Below are 16,846 nucleotides of genomic sequence, written 5' to 3' on the forward strand. Positions count from 1 at the left end.
TCGACCATGATGCCGACGACTGCTGAAAATGCCGCACCCCCGCTGGATGCCGCCCAGTTGGCGGAGGCTTTTGCGCTGTTCAATCGTGCCTCGGAAGAACTATCCACTGCCTACAACGCGCTGCAGGGGCAGGTGGTGCAGTTGACCGAGCGCTTGACCGTGCTGATGGGAGCCTTGCCGGCAGGGGTGGTGGTGGTGGATCGGGCTGATCGGGTGGTGCAGGCCAATCGCGCTGCCGAGCAGTTGTTTGGCGGCGAGTTGAACGGCCAGGCCTGGCGCGAGGTGGCCGATCACCTGAAGGCGACCGAGACGCCGGGCGAGATGGCGCTGGCCCATGCCGATGGTGATCGCCGTCTGGCGGTGTCGGAAACCGCGCTGGAGTCGGGCGACGAGCGCATCTTGCTGCTGCATGATGTGACGGAGACTTACCGGATGCGCCTGGCGGCCGAACGCAATGAACGTCTGGCGGCGATGGGCGAGATGGTGGCTGGCCTTGCGCATCAGTTGCGCACGCCTTTGGCTGCGGCCTTGCTGTACACCGGTAACCTGCGGCAGGCCGAACTGGGGCCTGCCGAACGTGCCAAGGTGGCCGAACGTGCGATCGAGCGCATGCGCTATCTTGAGCGCCTGATTCGCGACATGTTGTTGTTTGCCCGGGGCGATAGCCTGGGCAGGCAGGATTTTGGCGTCTGTGATCTGGCCGCCGAACTGACCCATACGCTGGAGCCACTTGCCCGGGCGCGTCAGATCGAGTTTGCGAGCGCCTGCGAGTGCGGCGACATGAACCTGCATGGCGACCGCAAGGCGCTGGGAGGGGCGCTGACCAATCTGCTGGAAAACGCGATTCAGGCGACCGAGCCTGGTGGCCGGGTCAGCTGCACGGTTTGTCACGGCACGGGCCCCCTGGGGGCCGAGGTGCGTTTTGTGGTGAGCGATACCGGTCGCGGTATTCCGCCGGAGTTGCAGGCGCGCCTGTTCGACCCCTTCTTCACCACCCGGGCCGAGGGCACGGGCCTGGGTCTGGCGATTGCGCGCGGTGTGGCGCGTGGCCATGGTGGCGACATCACGCTGACGTCAACCCCGGGGCTGGGGACGACCTTTACCTTGACCTTGCCCCTGTGCGCGGATGCGGTCCGTGAGCCGGTGGGCGGAGCACTTGCATCATGATCGAACATCTGAACATTCTCGTCGTCGAGGACGACGCCGCCTTGCGTGACGCGGTGTGCTTCACTCTGGAAATGGCGGGCCATGGCGTGACCGGCGTCGATGGCGGTCCGGCGGCGCTCGAGGAACTCGATCGTCAGGCTTTCAATCTGGTCGTCACCGACTTGCGCATGCAGCCGATGGACGGCCTGCAGGTGCTGGCCGAGGTGCGCAGCCGCCAGCCGCAGTTGCCGGTCCTGCTGATGACGGCCTATGGCGATGTCGACAAGGCGGTGGCTGCGATGCGCGGTGGTGCGTGTGACTTCCTGATGAAGCCGTTCGAACCCGAGGTATTGCTGGAAAACGTGCGTCGCTATGCGGCAGTGCCGCCCGAGGCCGACGACACCATTGCCGAGGATCCGCATACCCGCAACCTGCTGGCGCTGGCGGCGCGGGTGGCGGAAACCGACGCGACCGTGCTGCTTACGGGTGAGTCCGGTACCGGCAAGGAGGTCTTTGCGCGTTACATCCATCATCATTCGCCACGTCGCAAGGCGGCGTTTGTTGCGATCAACTGCGCCGCAATTCCGGAAAACCTGCTCGAGGCGACCTTGTTTGGCTACGAGAAAGGGGCGTTTACCGGCGCGCAGACGGCACAGGCGGGCAAGTTCGAACAGGCCCAGGATGGCACCATTCTGCTCGACGAAATCTCCGAGATGCCATTGGGACTGCAGGCCAAGATGCTACGTGTGCTGCAGGAGCGCGAGGTGGAGCGGGTCGGGGGGAAGAAACCGATTCCACTCGATATCCGTGTGCTGGCGACGAGTAACCGCGACATGTTGAAGGAGATTGCAGCGGGCCGCTTTCGTGAGGATCTGTACTACCGCCTGAATGTATTTCCGCTTGCGATCCCGGCCCTGCGCGAACGCCCGGGGGATGTGGTGCCGCTGGCGCGCCATTTCCTGGGTCGCCATGCCCAGCGTGCCGGGCGTCAGGCACGATTCTCGCCTGAGGCCGAGGCCATCTTGCTGCAGTATCCGTGGCCGGGTAATGTACGCGAGCTGGAGAACACCATGCACCGGGCGCTGATCCTGACGGCAGGCGACACGGTCAGTGGCGAGACCCTGCGGCTGTGCCTGCCGCACTGGAATGGCGAGTCTGCTGTTGTGGCGTCGGCGCAGGCGGCCGCTGCCATTGCAAGTGCAACGGCAGCGGCCGCGGATCAGGGATGGCGGATGCCGCCCGTGCAGTCTGTTGCCGCTTCACCGCCTTCTGCTCCGTCAAGCGGCAATGGGGCGGCAAATTTTGCCGCCCCGCCGGGAACGGACGCGGCCGGGCGACCCGCGAACATGAAGGACCTGGAGCGCGAGCATATCCTCGGGACCTTGCGCGAGATGGGTGGGTCGCGAAAGAAGACAGTTGAAAAATTGGGGATTTCTGAACGGACCCTGCGATACAAACTGCAGCAGTATCGCGATGAGGGTTACGATGTATGAAATTTTCGGGTGGTGGCACAGGGATTGCTCTGCTATGCTGAAACCCAAGTGAACCCGAAGCCGGGGAGCAATCATGGATACCCGCGGAATTGATCAAATGCTGTCCGAGCTGCGCTCGGTGTCGCAGACTGCACAGAACAAGCCTGTGCAGGGCACCGACGTGGCCGGTGGCGTCAACTTCGCCGATGTGCTGAACGATGCCTTGAAGGATGTGAGCGCGGCTCAGAAGGAAGCACGTGCAATGGCTCAGGATTTTTCAGCTGGCGATCCCAACGTGAATCTTCAGGACGTGATGGTGAACCTGCAAAAGGCCAGCCTGTCGTTCCAGCAGATGGTGCAGGTGCGTAACCGCCTGGTTACCGCCTATCAGGACATCATGAACATGCCGGTCTGAGGACTGCCTGACGCCGTCCCCCAAGCGATCTGGCCGGTACACGTATGGTGTGCGTCGGCTTCAGGTCCGGTCCTGTGGTTTCTTGCCGTTTTTTTCTTTGCGAGCGCCAAACAATTCACGTGTTTGGCGTGCTCAGCAAACAATTTGTGACTGGCGTGGCGTAATGCCAAATTGGCGCCGGTATGCAGTGGCAAAGTTCGCTGGGTTTGTGTAACCGGCGATGCAGGCGGCCTCGACAATTGAACGTCCCTCGCGCTCCAGTGCATGGCGCGCGCGCAATAGACGGCCGCGCCGCAGATAGTCGAAGATCGTCGTTCCGAAAGCCACGCGGAACTGCCGTTGCAAGGTGCTGGCGTTGGTGCCTGCATGCCGTGCGATTTCCTCCAGGGACATGCCGTCTGCCGCGCCGCTGTCGAGCAGGTCGCGCACGTCGGCGACGCGTCGTCCCTCACGCGGCAGCAGGGAAGGCGGCGGTGTGACGCCGAGTAGTTGGCGCAGCGCCTCCGCCGCCAATTCAATCACCCGGCTTTCCTGATGGAGCTTGCGCAACAGGGGCGGATCGTCCAGCGGCCGGATTAATTGTTCGGCCAGCGCCACGGCGCGCGGCGTTGGCTTCCACCGCTCGACGGCGAGGTGACGGTCGAAAAGGGCCGCGTAGCCGGCATCGCCTTCCGGATCGACCGCAGCCAGCCATTCACGGCTCAAGGTGATGCTCACCTTGCGTTCGTGTTTGCCGCGCCAGGCACGCCGAACGAAAAGCGCCGGTTCGGAGAGCGCGACGCAGACGGCCTGGGGCCGGTGTCTGCTACCCCCGGTGCTGAGACCGAGCCGGCGCGAACCGAAGGACACGTCCACCTCGCCATCGAGTATCAGTGCGAGATGCAGGCTTTCGCCCCGCTCCATGCATTGAATGGTCAGATCGTGCAGATCGCGGACGTCGGCGCAATGCACCTCCAGGCCGGGCCGTAGATGCTCGCCGCGGCACAGGCCGATCAGCGTGGGTGTTTCCGGCGCCAGCCCCGGATTGATCTGGACGGGACTCACGCCTGCGGATGCCGGGGGATGCAGCTCGCCGCATCGGACGATCTGCTGCACGCAAGCCTCATGTTCCGACACCCGTCCTCCTTTCAGCCTGCGACTGATGCTGCGCGGCATGCAAACAAGTTTCTTCATCGCGCAAAGATCGGCGCGAGCCTCTTGTGGAATACTACGCGGCATTTTTGCAAATGCAAACTATTTGTATTTCTGATTAGGAGAGGTCATGAAGCATCCTGTTACCCGCCATCGGCGCAGGCAACCTACCATCGTTCTCGCCGTCCTGACGGCCGCCGCCGTGCCAGTGCAGGCGCAGGAGGTGCCGACATCGCTGCCCGCCGTGCAGGTCATCGGTGAAAAGATGGGGCGCAGTGAGCAGGATTCGGTGACCGCCGTTACGGTGTTCACGGCCGAAGATGTCGCGGCCAAGGACAAAAGGACGGTGCTGGACCTGGTCGCCGAAGTGCCCAATGTGACCATTGGAGAATTTGGTGGCGTGGCCAACATCCGCGGCAGCAACGGGGCGGGGCCGGGCTTCTCTTCCCTGGCCTGGAAGGGCGCCACGCGCGCCCGCACGGCGACCGTCATCGATGGCGTCAGCCAAGTGTGGACCGGCGGCAACCTGCTGAGTAGCGGCGTGTGGGACGTGGAGCAGGTTGAGGTGTTGCGCGGCCCGCAGTCGACCATGTTGGGTCGCTCGGCCGTGGGTGGGGCCATCGTGCTCAAGACCCGGGACCCCAGCTTCACGCAGGAGGGCGCTATTCGCCTGGGCCTGCAGCAGGCCAATGGCAAGATGCTCAAGCAGGCCGCTGGCGTAGTCTCGGGCCCGTTGTCCGACAGTCTGGCTTACAGGCTGAGTGCCGACGTTACGCGCGGAAATCACTTCATCGACTACGTGGACAACAACACCAACGCCGGGGTGGACTATTCGTCGGATCCGGACAGGGTGGTGCGCAACGACATCAAGGCCAAGCTGCTGTGGGCGCCCAAGAACAATCCGGACCTGATCAGCCGGCTGGACCTGCAGCATCAGTCGCAGAAGGGGCCGTATCTGAATCAGGTGAACGTGGGTGATGACGGCGACTACATCGCGTCCACTGACAAGGTGAACCACCGCATCGGCGACACCAGCATGAACGCCGTCATCTCGAACACCAGCTACCAGCTCGATGCCAACCACTCGCTGGACGTGCTGCTGTCCGCTTCGCGAATGGATGCGGGCTACACGCACAACCAGACAGCGCCTGCCGCGACCAACACGGCGAACTACTTCAACGCGAACTCGAAACAGGATGGTCTGGGCGTGGAAGCGCGATTGAACTTGGCCTCGCCGACCTTGGGCGTCAAGTCCATGATCGGGGTTTCCCACTTCAAGGATGATCTGACGGTACTGTCGAAAGCTTATTCGGGTGCGATCCGCTATTCCGGTGACACCAAGACGGAAGCTACCTCTATCTTCGGCGAAGTGGACTATCCGCTGAACGACCGCTGGGCGCTGATCGCCGGCGGACGCATCGAGCGCGAGTCGCAGGACCGCTCCATCACCAACGGCATCGTGACCCAGACGCGGGATGCCAGCAAGACGTATGTGCTGCCCCGACTTGCGGTCCGCTATAAGCCCAGTGCTCAGACTGTGTTCGGCCTGGATGTTCGCAAGGGCTACAACCCGGCGGGCATCAGCATGGACACGGACAGCGGAAAAATCTCCAGTTTCGAGGCCGAGTACGTCACTGCCATCGAGGCCAGCGTGAAGCAAAGCTTCAACGGCGGCAAGAGCAGCTGGTCGGTGAACCTGTTCAACAATGCTATCATGGACTACCAGGTCAAGAACGGCCAGCTGATTTCCAACGTTGACGAGGCCAACATCCGCGGCGTCGAATTCCAGTTGAGCACCGATCTGGGCAGCGCCACCCACGTCTATGTGAATGCCAGCCTGCAGACCAGCAAGGTCGAGGCCTTTGCGGCCAATACGGCCTACGTGGGCAACAAACTACCGTATGCGGCGCCACGCACCTTCGGCGCCGGGGTGTCGCACAAGCTGACGCCGGATCTCACCGTCGGCGCCAACGCCAAGTATGTGGCGGCTTACTACGTGGACATCTCGAACGCAGCGGGAGCGATTGCCGGTCAGAAAGCCAAGGCAGGGGACTATACCCTGGTGGATGTGAGCGCCAGCTACGCCATCGATAAGCAGGCATCGGTGCGGGTCTACGTGAACAACCTGTTCGACGAATACGTGGTCAACACCTACTTCCAGGGCACCACCTCCCAGGACGTGCTCGCCCCGCGCACCGTGGGCGTGCAGCTGGACTACCGGTTCTGACGGAGGATTGCCATGTTGGACGGTAACGTCGCACTAGGCCTGTTGCTGGCCGCCGCCGGCTGCGTCGGGATCTACCTGGCCTCGCCGAACCAGCGTTGGCGCGCCGCGCCCTGGCCTGGCCGACCGGCCAGGATGGTCGGCGTGCTGCTGCTCGTAGGCGGTCTGGCCGCCTTCCTGCAAACCTTGCGGCCGCCCGTGGCCACCTTCGTGTTCGTGCATTGGCTCATGCTGCTCTTCATCCTATTCCCCTATCTGGGCGCGCTGCTGGCGGCGCGCCGTGGACGACGCTCATGAACACTGCGAAACCCAAGGCCGTCTCACCCGACTGGCTGTCCAAGACTCTGGCCGGCTTGCTGCTCGGCTTCACCCTGGCGATCGGCTGCGCCGGTCTGTTCAACGGGCTGGCGGGTGGCATGCCCATCACCGTTCGTGGTCAGCTCGCCATGTGGCTGACGGCCCCGGTCTGGATGGGGGTGCTGTCGGGCGTCTATTTCTTCCGCAGCGGCAAGCGCGCCTGGGCCTGGCTGGGCGGCGCCAATCTGCTCGTCTTCGGCCTTATGTTGGCCATCTACCCAAGCTGAAGCTATGCGTTCCGAGTTCATCCGCATCTACAAGGTCGTCCATACCTGGACCGGTATCGTTGCCGGCATGGCACTGTTCATCGCCTTCTACGCTGGTGCCATCACCATTTTCAAGGAACCACTGGCGCGTTGGGCGGCGGCGCCCAGCGCCATCCACGGCACCGTCCTGCCCCTGGACGAGGCGCCGATCCTGATCGCCCGCACCCTGCAAGACCATCCGGCGGCCGCCAAGGATTTCCGGCTTCACCTGAAGCCTGCCGAACACTTGCCGGCAGGGCTCACTTGGGAAGTGCATGAGGAGGGTGCCGACGACCACGACCACTCCTCCGTACGCCACTACCTCGCGACCCTGGAGGGCGGGGGGGCGAAGGTCGAGGAAACCCATCCTTCCTCCCTCGCCGAATTCGTCGATACCCTGCATCGTGTTGTCGGCCTGCCCGTCGATAGCGACCCGAATCGCTGGATCATGGGTATCTTTGCCGCCCTCTACGCTGTGGCGCTGGTTTCCGGCGTGATCGTGCTGCTGCCCTCGCTGGTCAAGGATTTCTTCGCCCTGCGCGTGGGCCGGAATCTCAAGCGCATGTGGCTCGACGCCCACAACGTGGTCGGCATCGTCAGCCTGCCATTCCACGTCGTGATGGCGTTGACCGCTGTGGTCTTCGCCTACCATGACGGCTTCTATTACATCCAGGACAAAGTGATCCATGACGGCAAGTGGGCCACCGCCTTCGCGCGCGGCAGCGGGCCAGCTTCCGCGCCGCCGCGTGATCCGGCCGACATGCTGTCGCCGGCCGAGCTGCTGGTCAGCGCGCAGGCCCTGTCGCCGACTTTCGAGCCGACTTCCCTGCAGTATTTGAACGTCACCGGGTCACGCGCCACGGTGCGGGTCTGGGGCCACGACACCACCGCCCATTCGCCACGCTTCATGGGCGGTTTTGTTGCCGTCGATCCTTATAGCGGCAAGGTCATGAACGCCGATTTCCTGCCCGGCCATCAGAGCGCCCCCAATGCCGTCGTCGGCAGCTTCTTCGCTCTCCATTTTGGTACCTACGGCGGCACGCCGGTGCAATGGATTTATTTCATCCTGGGCATCGCCGGCGCCTGGCTGTTCTATGGCGGAAACCTTCTCTGGGTGGAAACCCGTCGGATCAAGGCAGCACGAGAGGGCGAGGCTGCCGGCATCCCGCCGGAACAGCGGCGCGACGTGCGTGGCATGGCCGCCGCAACCGTCGGGGTCTGTCTCGGCGCCGTGTGCGGCATTTCGCTCACCATCGTCGCCGCCAAGTGGCTGCACGGGCGTGTGGGCGATCTGGATGACTGGCACCAGATCCTTTACTACGCGGTCTTCTTTGGTGCCATTGCCTGGGCATTCCGCGTTGGTGCTGCACGGTCCGCCGTCCATCTCCTGTGGCTGGCGGCCGCCTTCACCTTCGCCATCCCGGCCACCAGCCTGTTGGCTTTGTTACTGCCATCCCTGGGGATGTGGACCCATGACAGCGCTGCAACACTGGGGGTGGATGCTACGGCCTTGGCAGGAGGGCTGGGCTTGGTGTGGATGGCTCGGGCAACAAGGCAACGGGTGTTGAATGGCCCCGCTGACAGCGTTTGGTCGGCGCGCCGCAACAAGTCGGTCTAAGTTTGCCTCAATGTCGGCTCACTTGGTCGCCCGCTCCTCTGCCTTGCCATCGCCGACCTCATCTGCCAGCGCGAAGCCGGCGTCATACAGATCGTCGTGCAGGCCCTTCACGGTCTGTGGGTGGAGGCGTAATGTTGCCAGCAAGCGCTACTCTGGCACTGGCGACACGCCACTTGCATGTTCGTCTACAGGTTGGAATGCTGGCATCTCAGCTACCTTGAGAACTGGATGTTATTCTAGCGACCTTTGCATGATGGGCGGATAGGGCTGATCGGCTCAAGTGAGTTGGGGGCTAAATACCCCGGTGCCCCGCGCTTGATCACTTCAACTTGAACTTCGAATGCCATGACCCTCGATCGCGTTTCTCAACTGCTCGAAGACATCCGCTTGGTCGATCATGAGCGTTTCGAGTTCGTGCAGGCACTGCGCGAGCTCATCCGCAGCTTGGATCCGTCAGTGTCCGAGGAGGTGAAGTACGGCGGAATCCTGTTTTCCGCTGGCAAACCGTTTTGCGGGATCTTCTCTTACGCCAAACATGTTTCGCTTGAATTCGGTGCGGGCGCGTCGCTTCAAGACCCGTTCGGGGTGCTCGAGGGCGCGGGCAAGCTGCGCCGCCACATCAAGCTGTTGTCGGTTGAGGATATCGCGGAGAAGCATGTGCGTGAATATCTCCTCCTCGCGTTCAGCGCTGCCTCGAATCCGTCAGACTCCAGGTCGTAATCCCATTTGTGCCCGGGGCGACCGGTAAATGAGGAGCAAGTGCGCGGTCGCCTCAATCCTCGCCACAAATCCGGATGCGATCCGCCCGGCACGCATGGTGCGCTCACAGCCCGCCGCGCTCGCGGGCGCTGAGTTCGCGTTCGGTGTGGAAAATGTAGCGTTGGATCTGGGTCTCGGCGACCTTGGACAAGGCGCTGTAACGGCAGCCGACGCGCAGTGATTCGACCCCGCTGCGGCTGCGCTGGCGCGAGATGTTGCGGACTTCGAGGTCTAGCGTGAGCACCTCGGTATCGGGCAGTTTGAGCTTGCACGACGCGACGATGCCGCCGATGACCAGCTCGGTTGAACCACCCGGAAGATTCAGGCAAAGACCGCCCGCACTGATGTCCATCACGCGGGCTTCTTCGCCGACACCCCAACCACTGTCGGGCAGACGGCATGTCAGGTTGTGAGCCAGCGGCACCGACAGGCGGAAGTACTCACGGCGCTGAAGGCGCAGGACTTCCTCCGGCACGCGCGCGGCCAGCGCGGGACGCTTGTCGATGAGCGTCTCGGCCATGCCTTGGAGTTTGAACTGAATCCGGATCTTGTTGAGTTGGGTGACGCAGAGCAATTGCTCTGACTGCAGGGTACGCTGCCGGATCCGGGTGTCGGGGCTGGCATCCAGGAACAGCCATTCCTCGTCGTCGGACAAGGTGATGAGTGCAGTCAGAAAGGCCTGGCTGCCAGGCTGCAGGTGAGTGGTGACGAGCGCATGGGCTTCGATCAGTTGCTCCAGCAGCTGACGGATCTGGCGACGGCCTCGAAGCATGTATTGCTCGAGATTGTCGCTGGGCAGGGGTTGAAGTTCTTCTGCTTGGTCGTCGGTGGAGTCGGGCATGACGGGCGGCACGCAATACCTGCGTTCGGTGGAGGGCTTGGGCGTGAGCTTATACCACGGTCGGGATTGGGTGGCAGGTCAATAATTGCCACGCTCGCGGGCATTGCGTTCGCGTTCGATCTTGAGAATGTAACGCTGGATCTGGCTGTCGGCATGTGCGGGCAGGTCGAGGAACTGGCAGCCGGCACGCAACATCTCGACGCCATTACGATTGACCAGCCGGAACACATTGCGGACGACCAGGCGGGTGCTGATGGGCTCGACATCCGGCAGGTGCAAGGCGCAACCGGGAAACTCCATGTGGGGCGCGAACTCCATCTCACGGGGCGGAACTGCCACCGCGACACCGCCGCCGCTGATGTCGATGATGCGTACCGAGACCGTGACTTGAGTGCCGGTTGTGGTCGACAGTGGAATGATGCAGTTGACCGTCTGGGTGACCGGCGTCTGCAGTCGGTAGAACTCACGTCGCTGCAGACGCAGGACGCTGCCCGGCAGGGCTGTACGGAAGGCCGGCCGGCCCTCGTAGGCAATACGTGCGGGGGTGTCGACGTTGAACTGGATCCTGACGTTCTGCAGTTGGGTGATGCAGGTCAGTTGAGCTGCCATCTGAACCCATTCGTTGATGGTCTCTTCGGCACTGCCGTCAAGCAACAGGGTACCGTCATTGTTCACGGCGAGAAGGGCGGTCAGGAATGACTGATTGCCTGGATTCTGGCGGGCTGTGATCAGCGCTCGTCGAGTGACGAGGGTGGAGAGCAGATGCCGGATCTCGATGGGGTCCCTGACCTGGTAACGTTCGTCGTCTTCGGTGCTGAGCAGTTCGATGCGGGTCAGGTCGGTGTCGGTGGACATGAATGTCTTGCTGTGGGTCGTGCCTTGTCTGGGAGGAACTTATAGCACGACTCGGCGCCGGAGCGGGTGGTTCAGGTGCTTCCCGTTGGGGGGAGAGGGGGAAGCTCGAGTGCCGGGACGGTGGTGGCGTTGCCGGCTTCGATCTTGTAGAGCCAGGCAAGCAATTCGGCAATGACGATATACAGTTGAGGCGGGATACGCTCGTCCAGGTCCACCTGCATCAGCAGGGAGACCAGCTCGGGTGATTCATGGACGTACACACCGGCTTCGCGGGCTCGCTCGATGATCTCCTGAGCGATCAGCCCGCGCCCTTTGGCGACGACGCGTGGTGCGGCGTCGCCGGTCGCATAGGTCAGCGCGACCGCCTCGCCACGGACGGGGGGGAGGTCGTCTTCAGGGCTCATTGGATTCATTCCGCGCTTCACGCATTTCTACCGCCATACCGGTCAGTGCGATGTCGGCTGCCGCCAGTGCCGCTTCCAGGCTGCTGCGGCCGGCTTCGAGTGCCTCTGCTGTTGCGGCATGGTCGGTCTTGAGCCGGAGTGCGACGCCAGCTGCCGTCAGGTGAACAATGGCCTCCATGCCACCCAGTCGCGGCAGCTCGATCCGCAGGGTGCTGTTCCACTCCTCGCTGCTGGTGTGTTCGCCACCCTCCCGGTTGCTGTCGTTGTCCTCGATGATCCATTCGAACTTCTGCCCAGGCCATGCAACGCCGTGCAATACGTACTGTTGTGTCGCCAGGGCATCCAGCTGTTGATGAACGAGGGGCAGGGTGCGTTCTGCGATTGCAGCCGGGCGTGGGCTGTTGGTGTCGATGGCAGTGGTCGAGCGAATATTGTCCGTGCCGTCGATGTCCGGGAGCTGGCCTGCACCGGTTGCCGGGTTTGCACGGTTGATCGGTGCGGCCGTTTGCGTTGAGGCCGCGCCGGATTCGAGCAGTACTGCGCGCACGGTGGTCTGGGCTGTCTGTGTCGCAGCGGCCTGCGATGCGGCTCCCTGGCCTTGTTGAGAGGGTTGTGGCTGAGCCTGAGGTTCACGCAGCAGGGTCGCGACGTCAATCTTGCCGGACAGCCATTGAGCCTGGTGTGATTCGTAGAACAAGCCGCTCTGGGCGAGTGCCTGGCGCAGCATGGGCACCAGTGGGGCCGCAGATGTTGGCGGTGCGTTGAGCAGCGGCTGGTTGGCCGCAAGCGTGACTGGCCGCGCCGGGGGCTGTCCCGTCAGCACGAAGCTGATCAGCTTGCCGGTCTGGCTGAGTGTGGACGGGGCTGAGTTGGCCTGCTGGGCGCCTTCCGGGTTGGCCAGCCGGGCAAGGATGGCTTTTGGGGTCTGGCCGGTGACGACCAGTTCGAGGGTGTCGCCGGCCTTGGCACTGGTATTGAGTGCCAGTGTGATCTGCTTGCCTGCAACCAGGGCCTGAAAGCTGCCGTCGGGCAAGGTGCGTTGGAGCAGGGCAAAGAAGCGCTGCCCGGGGACCAGTTCGGGAAGCTGGGACTGGATTTCACGCGCGCGTTGCAGCCCCGCAACCGGCGGTTCGGTGTTGAAGAAGCTGGCTTCGTTGAGGAAGCGAAGACGGGCAGCGAGGTCGGCGGGAATCATGGTTCGGGCCTCATTGCCTGGAGCGGGTCATCGCGCTCAGGGCGCGAAGGCCCCGTATGCCTTGCGGACGTTCTGATCGCGAACATGGCCGGAGAGCAGTTTGCGGGTGCTCTCCAGCATGGGTTCGGCATGTTGCCGGATCTCGGTGTCGAGGATCAGTGTTCGCGCAATGAGATCGGCAATCTCCGCCGCATCCTCGGCGGGCACGGTGGTGCCGGAGTGCTCGAGTTTTGCGCAGATGCGACGCGCGTTCTGTTCGAGCGCGGCGAGTTCTTCCCATTCGCCTGCGCGCGCCAGATCGGCCATGGTGCAGTAATGGTCGTGAAGGGCGCGATGCAGCTCGATGCGTTCGATGGATGTGCTCACGACAGGCCTCCGCGCGCTTGCTGATCGGGATTGATGGCGATCCAGGCTTCCCTGAGGTTGCCGAGCAGGGCCATCACTTCGTTCAGTGCGGCCTTGTTGTTATGCAAGTTGGCGTAGAGCAGGCGTTCGGCCATGTACTCGTAAAGTGCCGACAGCCGTTCTGACAATTCGCCTCCGGCGTCCATGTCGAGACTGGCCTTGAGGCCATTGAGAATGATCTCGATGGCCTTGGAGATGGCGTTGCCCTTGCCTGGGATGTCGTTCTTGTCGATGGCGGCGGAGGCGGTGGCAAGCGACATCAGCGCACCGTCGAACAGCATGACGATGAGCTGATGAGGAGATGCCGTCGATACACCGGTCTCGACGCCGACCTTGGCATAGGCTGCAGCCCGGTTTTGCTGTGCTCCGAACATGCTGATTCCTTTTTCTCACTAACCGATCTTGGGCAGGTTGGCAAGTTGCTGTGTCAGGTAGGTGCTGGTCTGGCTCATGCTGGCAATCATGGTATCGAGCGCGGTGAACTGTGCGCGATAGCGTTTTTCGACAGACTCCAGCCGGGTCAGCAGGTTCTCCCGCTGCTTGTCCAGCGCCTTGATTGAGGCATTGATGCCATCGGTTCGGCTGTTGAGCATGCCGCTGGTGCCAAGCAGGTCATCCAGTCGGGTTGACAAGGTATCGGCAAAGCCTTTTACATCGTCCTTGCCGGCAAAGAACTCAGCGACATTGCGTGCAGGGTCGGCTAGTGCTGCGTCCAGCTTGGTACTGTCGGCCTTGAGCGTGCCGTCACGCTGGAAGGTGATGCCGATTTCCGACAGGCGCGTCGTGTTGCCCAATCCGCCAAGGGCAGAGCCAACCAGGTTACGCAGCTGATTCTGAATGCCGCGCGCGGTCGCGTCACCGGTCAGTGTCGATGACGTTCCTTTCTCGGCATCGTACCCGGTCAGGTTCTTGAGCGTGCTCAGGGTCTCGTTATAGGCCTTGATGAAGCTGTCGATGGCACCCTTTGCCTGGCTACGATCGTCGGCAATGGTCAGGTTGGCAGCGGTGCTGGTCGCTTTGGTGAGGGACAGGGTGACGCCCTCGATCGCATCGTTGACGGTGTTGCTGCCCCGGCTGATTCGGATGCCGTCGATGTCGACGATGGCATCCTGGGCACTTTGCAGGTTATAGACGGTGTCACTCGACGTGGTGGTGGCGTCCGGCGAGTACTGCAGGGCGGCAAGGCTGCCGGTTCCGCTGAGCGAGAAGGCTTTTTCGGCACCGGTGCCGGTGCCGGTGAACACCAGTTGCTTGGCCGTGCCGTTATCGACCAGGCTGGCCTTGATGCCCAGCGTGGAGTCGGCGTTTATGGCGTCGCGCAGGTCCTCGATGGTGCTCCCGGAGAACTCAAGGGTGACCACACGATCGGTGTCGGCGGCAAAGCCGGCAGGCGGACCTGCGGTGTAGGTGCCGAAGTTGATCGTCAGTTCGCCTGTCGAGACAACGGATGTGTCCGGGGCGAACGTGCTGCTTGCCGAGGTTGCAATCCGCTGCGTTGTGGCAAGTTGCTCGACCTTGACGGCGTAGCTCGAGGCGGCAGCAGTAGAGGTAGAAGAAGCCGTGAAACCGGCATCGCTGCCGACCGTCGCCTTGGTGGCGGTAAATTTTGCCGCATCCTTGAGCCCAGTCAACGATGTCTGGAAGGCTGAGAGGACGCTCTTGACCTGACCGAAGGCGGAGAGCTTGGCCTGATAGCTGGCTTCCTTGGTGGCCATGGTGGTCAGAGGGCGCTGCTCGAGCGCCATCAGCTGGGACACCAGGCTGTTGATGTCCAGCCCGGAGCCGATGCCGTTTGCCGTGATGGCCATGATGTACCTCCGTTCAGACCTCCTGCTTGATCAGCAGGCCTTGCAGTTTGTCCAGCGCTTTCGAGATCGCGAGCATTTCCTCGGAGGGAATCTGGCGGATGACTTCGTCGTTGCTGGAATCGATGATTTTTATGACGGTACGTCCGGTATCGTCGTCAATCGAGAAAAGCAAGTTCTGGGCCACTGGCTCGATTGCCGCCCGGACCTCCTCCACTGCCTGTAGCACTTGCTCTCGTGACGGCTGTGCCGTCGATCCCTGTGTCGCCGTCGCCTCGCGGACCTCCGTAGCCTTTGCCGTATTGGAAACGGGAGCTGCGCCGCCCGGAGGCGCTTCCGAGGGTCCGGCGCTTCGCAGTTGCGAAGGCGGGACTTGCGCGCCGGTGTTGATGGACTGGATGCTCATGATTCATGCCCTCATGGGGTAACGGCGCGAAGCTCGTTTGAGCCCCGCGCCGTGCTGGTCAGAGACTACCTCTTGCCGGTTAGCGGAGCAAGCTCAGCACGTTCTGCGGCAGCGAGTTGGCCTGGGCGAGCATCGCGGTGCCAGCCTGTTGCAGGATCTGCGCACGGGTCAGGTTGGCCGTTTCCGAGGCGAAGTCTGCGTCGAGGATCCGCGAGCGCGATGCGGCGAGGTTCTCGGAGGTGGTCTGCAGGTTGCTGACCGTGGCTTCGAACCGCGACTGCAGTGCGCCGAAGGCGGAGCGCTGGTTGTTGATCAGGTTCAGTGCCGCATCGACGGTCTTCAACGCCTGTGTGGAGTTGTTGAAGGTGGTGATGTCGAGTGCGCTGACCTTGTTCAGGGTCGATGCGCCGCCGGTAAAGGCGTTGGTCGTGGTCGGGGCGTAGGAGAACGAGCGGTCCGAGTCGAGCGAGATGTAGCCGCTGACCAGCGCACCAGCGTTGTCTGCCGCATTGCTCGCGACCGTTTGTGCAGCGCCGACTGAACTGAGCGTGCCCTCTGCATCGCGGCTGAGCTTGGTCACGGATACGTCGCCCGCGTTGGTCACCGAGTCGTTACGGATGCCGATGTCGTTGCCGGTCGCGTTGGTCAGCAGGATGGAATTGCCATCCTCGGCGAGTTCGGCGGTAACGCCAGTCTTGCCCGACTGTCCGTTGATTGCGGTGACAGCTGCCGACAGCGAGTCTGCTCCGGTTGCGGAAGACAGGGTGAAGGAGAAGGCCTGTCCCTCTGAACCATTGTCGGACTGCAGCTTCAGGCTGTAGTTGCCCGAGGCACCAAAGGAAACACGCAACTCGGTGCGGGCGGTGGCAGTCACGCCGGTTTCACCGGTCTTGGCATTGATCGCGGTGGCCATGTCCTTTGCGGTGGCTTCAGCGGTGATACCGACGTTTGCAGAACCCAGATAGCCGTTGATTGCCAGGGTGCCTGCAGTCACGCCATTCGAGCCCCAGGCAGCCGAGCCGGCCTGCGTGCCACCGTCGATCACCTGGTTGTTGCCGTACTGGGTTGTACGCAGGTTGGCGGTCGAGGTGCTGATGGTCTGGTTGGCGTTGGCGCCGACCTGGAACTGAGCGGTACCAAACGTACCGTCGAACATGTTCTTGCCGTTGAAGTTGGTCGTGGTAGCAATGCGGTCAAGCTCCTGCACCAACTGGGTCACTTCGTTCTGAAGCGCCTGACGGTCGCCGGAAGAGTTGCTGGCGTTGGCTGACTGCACGGCCAGTTCGCGAACACGCTGCAGAATTTCGCCAGCGGAACCGAGCGCACCTTCGGCGGTTTGTGCAAGCGAGACGCCATCGTTGGCGTTACGCACGGCCTGATTGAGGCCGCGGATCTGGGCGGTGAAGCGTTCGGAGATGGCGAGACCGGCGGCGTCATCCTTGGCGCTGTTGATGCGGAGGCCGGAAGACAGGCGCTGCAGCGACGTGGCGAGCGAGTTGCCGGACTGGTTGAGGTTACGTTGCGCATTCAGGGAGGCAACGTTGGTGTTGATGACTTGTGCCATTTTG

Annotated in this window: 19 protein-coding genes; 8 read left to right on the forward strand and 11 right to left on the reverse strand. The window is 62.7% G+C overall.

All coding sequences use genetic code 11. The features are described 5' to 3' along the window. Positions 1 to 6 precede the first annotated feature (6 nt). The 3 genes from DNK49_RS14735 to fliE all read left to right on the forward strand — a co-directional run bounded on the left by DNK49_RS14735 (position 7) and on the right by fliE (position 3,033). Positions 7 to 1,167, forward strand: coding sequence for a sensor histidine kinase (locus tag DNK49_RS14735; RefSeq protein ID WP_207806995.1), 1,161 nt, complete (start codon positions 7 to 9; stop codon positions 1,165 to 1,167). Further along, entirely contained in the window at positions 1,164 to 2,639 is a 1,476-nt protein-coding gene (locus tag DNK49_RS14740; protein WP_110526082.1) for a sigma-54-dependent transcriptional regulator, read from the forward strand. The genes DNK49_RS14735 and DNK49_RS14740 overlap by 4 nt, the downstream gene beginning before the upstream one ends. A gap of 73 nt (positions 2,640 to 2,712) precedes the next feature. Then, positions 2,713 to 3,033 carry a flagellar hook-basal body complex protein FliE gene (fliE, locus tag DNK49_RS14745; protein ID WP_110526085.1) on the forward strand — a complete coding sequence of 107 codons (321 nt, stop codon included), beginning with the start codon at positions 2,713 to 2,715 and terminating at the stop codon, positions 3,031 to 3,033. Positions 3,034 to 3,165: 132 nt separating this feature from the next. Here fliE and DNK49_RS14750 read toward each other — a convergent pair whose 3' ends face one another. After that, positions 3,166 to 4,206, reverse strand: a complete 1,041-nt coding sequence (locus tag DNK49_RS14750) for a helix-turn-helix domain-containing protein (protein WP_133255110.1) — start codon at positions 4,204 to 4,206, stop codon at positions 3,166 to 3,168. A gap of 88 nt (positions 4,207 to 4,294) precedes the next feature. Between DNK49_RS14750 and DNK49_RS14755 the strand changes: the two genes are divergently transcribed. The 4 genes from DNK49_RS14755 to DNK49_RS14770 are packed head-to-tail and all read left to right on the forward strand — an operon-like array spanning position 4,295 to position 8,608. Then, the gene (locus tag DNK49_RS14755) at positions 4,295 to 6,391 is read left to right on the forward strand and encodes a TonB-dependent receptor (RefSeq protein WP_110526091.1); all 2,097 of its coding nucleotides are present in this window, start codon (positions 4,295 to 4,297) and stop codon (positions 6,389 to 6,391) included. 12 nt (positions 6,392 to 6,403) lie between these two features. Further along, complete coding sequence (locus DNK49_RS14760) at positions 6,404 to 6,685, forward strand: hypothetical protein (RefSeq protein ID WP_110526094.1); 282 nt, start codon at positions 6,404 to 6,406, stop codon at positions 6,683 to 6,685. After that, positions 6,682 to 6,972 (forward strand): hypothetical protein, encoded by a 291-nt coding sequence (locus DNK49_RS14765; protein ID WP_110526097.1) that lies wholly within the window; start codon positions 6,682 to 6,684, stop codon positions 6,970 to 6,972. Before DNK49_RS14760 ends, DNK49_RS14765 begins: the two co-directional genes overlap by 4 nt. A 4-nt stretch (positions 6,973 to 6,976) precedes the next feature. Next, positions 6,977 to 8,608, forward strand: coding sequence for a PepSY-associated TM helix domain-containing protein (locus DNK49_RS14770; protein WP_110526100.1), 1,632 nt, complete (start codon positions 6,977 to 6,979; stop codon positions 8,606 to 8,608). A gap of 18 nt (positions 8,609 to 8,626) precedes the next feature. Here the strand turns inward: DNK49_RS14770 and DNK49_RS25015 are convergent, their stop codons facing one another. Next, positions 8,627 to 8,752: a hypothetical protein gene (locus tag DNK49_RS25015; RefSeq protein WP_279386425.1), complete on the reverse strand. Its 126-nt coding sequence runs from the start codon at positions 8,750 to 8,752 to the stop codon at positions 8,627 to 8,629. Positions 8,753 to 8,953: 201 nt separating this feature from the next. Between DNK49_RS25015 and DNK49_RS14775 the strand changes: the two genes are divergently transcribed. After that, positions 8,954 to 9,328 (forward strand): DUF1801 domain-containing protein, encoded by a 375-nt coding sequence (locus DNK49_RS14775; protein WP_110526103.1) that lies wholly within the window; start codon positions 8,954 to 8,956, stop codon positions 9,326 to 9,328. Positions 9,329 to 9,431: 103 nt separating this feature from the next. Here the strand turns inward: DNK49_RS14775 and DNK49_RS14780 are convergent, their stop codons facing one another. From DNK49_RS14780 to DNK49_RS14820, 9 genes are all read right to left on the reverse strand, one after another. After that, positions 9,432 to 10,208 carry a flagellar brake protein gene (locus DNK49_RS14780; protein ID WP_110526105.1) on the reverse strand — a complete coding sequence of 259 codons (777 nt, stop codon included), beginning with the start codon at positions 10,206 to 10,208 and terminating at the stop codon, positions 9,432 to 9,434. A 78-nt stretch (positions 10,209 to 10,286) separates the two neighbouring features. Continuing rightward, positions 10,287 to 11,063 (reverse strand): flagellar brake protein, encoded by a 777-nt coding sequence (locus DNK49_RS14785; protein WP_110526107.1) that lies wholly within the window; start codon positions 11,061 to 11,063, stop codon positions 10,287 to 10,289. A gap of 71 nt (positions 11,064 to 11,134) precedes the next feature. After that, positions 11,135 to 11,476, reverse strand: a complete 342-nt coding sequence (locus tag DNK49_RS14790) for an EscU/YscU/HrcU family type III secretion system export apparatus switch protein (protein ID WP_424445201.1) — start codon at positions 11,474 to 11,476, stop codon at positions 11,135 to 11,137. Continuing rightward, a complete protein-coding gene (gene fliK, locus DNK49_RS14795) occupies positions 11,457 to 12,662 on the reverse strand; it encodes a flagellar hook-length control protein FliK (protein ID WP_110526113.1) in 1,206 nt (401 codons plus the stop codon). The genes DNK49_RS14790 and fliK overlap by 20 nt, the downstream gene beginning before the upstream one ends. A gap of 36 nt (positions 12,663 to 12,698) precedes the next feature. After that, positions 12,699 to 13,028: a flagellar protein FliT gene (locus tag DNK49_RS14800; RefSeq protein WP_243632381.1), complete on the reverse strand. Its 330-nt coding sequence runs from the start codon at positions 13,026 to 13,028 to the stop codon at positions 12,699 to 12,701. Next, complete coding sequence (gene fliS / locus DNK49_RS14805; protein WP_110526116.1) at positions 13,025 to 13,441, reverse strand: flagellar export chaperone FliS; 417 nt, start codon at positions 13,439 to 13,441, stop codon at positions 13,025 to 13,027. The genes DNK49_RS14800 and fliS overlap by 4 nt, the downstream gene beginning before the upstream one ends. A gap of 18 nt (positions 13,442 to 13,459) precedes the next feature. Then, complete coding sequence (gene fliD / locus DNK49_RS14810; RefSeq protein ID WP_110526119.1) at positions 13,460 to 14,875, reverse strand: flagellar filament capping protein FliD; 1,416 nt, start codon at positions 14,873 to 14,875, stop codon at positions 13,460 to 13,462. A gap of 13 nt (positions 14,876 to 14,888) precedes the next feature. Beyond that, a complete protein-coding gene (locus tag DNK49_RS14815; protein WP_110526122.1) occupies positions 14,889 to 15,278 on the reverse strand; it encodes a flagellar protein FlaG in 390 nt (129 codons plus the stop codon). A gap of 79 nt (positions 15,279 to 15,357) precedes the next feature. Beyond that, positions 15,358 to 16,842, reverse strand: a complete 1,485-nt coding sequence (locus DNK49_RS14820) for a flagellin (protein ID WP_110526125.1) — start codon at positions 16,840 to 16,842, stop codon at positions 15,358 to 15,360. Between the last annotated feature and the right edge of the window lie 4 nt (positions 16,843 to 16,846).

The organism is Parazoarcus communis SWub3 = DSM 12120 (assembly GCF_003226565.1).
Lineage (GTDB): Bacteria > Pseudomonadota > Gammaproteobacteria > Burkholderiales > Rhodocyclaceae > Parazoarcus > Parazoarcus communis.

Coding starts and splice junctions, on each gene's coding strand:
- DNK49_RS14760 (WP_110526094.1), top strand. CDS start 6,404: ATGTTGGACGGTAACGTCGCACTAGGCCTGTTGCTGGCCGCCGCCGGC.
- DNK49_RS14735 (WP_207806995.1), top strand. CDS start 7: ATGATGCCGACGACTGCTGAAAATGCCGCACCCCCGCTGGATGCCGCC.
- DNK49_RS14750 (WP_133255110.1), bottom strand. CDS start 4,206: ATGAAGAAACTTGTTTGCATGCCGCGCAGCATCAGTCGCAGGCTGAAA.
- DNK49_RS14785 (WP_110526107.1), bottom strand. CDS start 11,063: ATGTCCACCGACACCGACCTGACCCGCATCGAACTGCTCAGCACCGAA.
- fliS (WP_110526116.1), bottom strand. CDS start 13,441: ATGTTCGGAGCACAGCAAAACCGGGCTGCAGCCTATGCCAAGGTCGGC.
- DNK49_RS14775 (WP_110526103.1), top strand. CDS start 8,954: ATGACCCTCGATCGCGTTTCTCAACTGCTCGAAGACATCCGCTTGGTC.
- DNK49_RS14815 (WP_110526122.1), bottom strand. CDS start 15,278: ATGAGCATCCAGTCCATCAACACCGGCGCGCAAGTCCCGCCTTCGCAA.
- DNK49_RS14740 (WP_110526082.1), top strand. CDS start 1,164: ATGATCGAACATCTGAACATTCTCGTCGTCGAGGACGACGCCGCCTTG.
- DNK49_RS14770 (WP_110526100.1), top strand. CDS start 6,977: ATGCGTTCCGAGTTCATCCGCATCTACAAGGTCGTCCATACCTGGACC.
- DNK49_RS14820 (WP_110526125.1), bottom strand. CDS start 16,842: ATGGCACAAGTCATCAACACCAACGTTGCCTCCCTGAATGCGCAACGT.
- fliK (WP_110526113.1), bottom strand. CDS start 12,662: ATGATTCCCGCCGACCTCGCTGCCCGTCTTCGCTTCCTCAACGAAGCC.
- DNK49_RS14790 (WP_424445201.1), bottom strand. CDS start 11,476: ATGAATCCAATGAGCCCTGAAGACGACCTCCCCCCCGTCCGTGGCGAG.
- fliD (WP_110526119.1), bottom strand. CDS start 14,875: ATGGCCATCACGGCAAACGGCATCGGCTCCGGGCTGGACATCAACAGC.
- DNK49_RS14755 (WP_110526091.1), top strand. CDS start 4,295: ATGAAGCATCCTGTTACCCGCCATCGGCGCAGGCAACCTACCATCGTT.
- fliE (WP_110526085.1), top strand. CDS start 2,713: ATGGATACCCGCGGAATTGATCAAATGCTGTCCGAGCTGCGCTCGGTG.
- DNK49_RS14765 (WP_110526097.1), top strand. CDS start 6,682: ATGAACACTGCGAAACCCAAGGCCGTCTCACCCGACTGGCTGTCCAAG.
- DNK49_RS14780 (WP_110526105.1), bottom strand. CDS start 10,208: ATGCCCGACTCCACCGACGACCAAGCAGAAGAACTTCAACCCCTGCCC.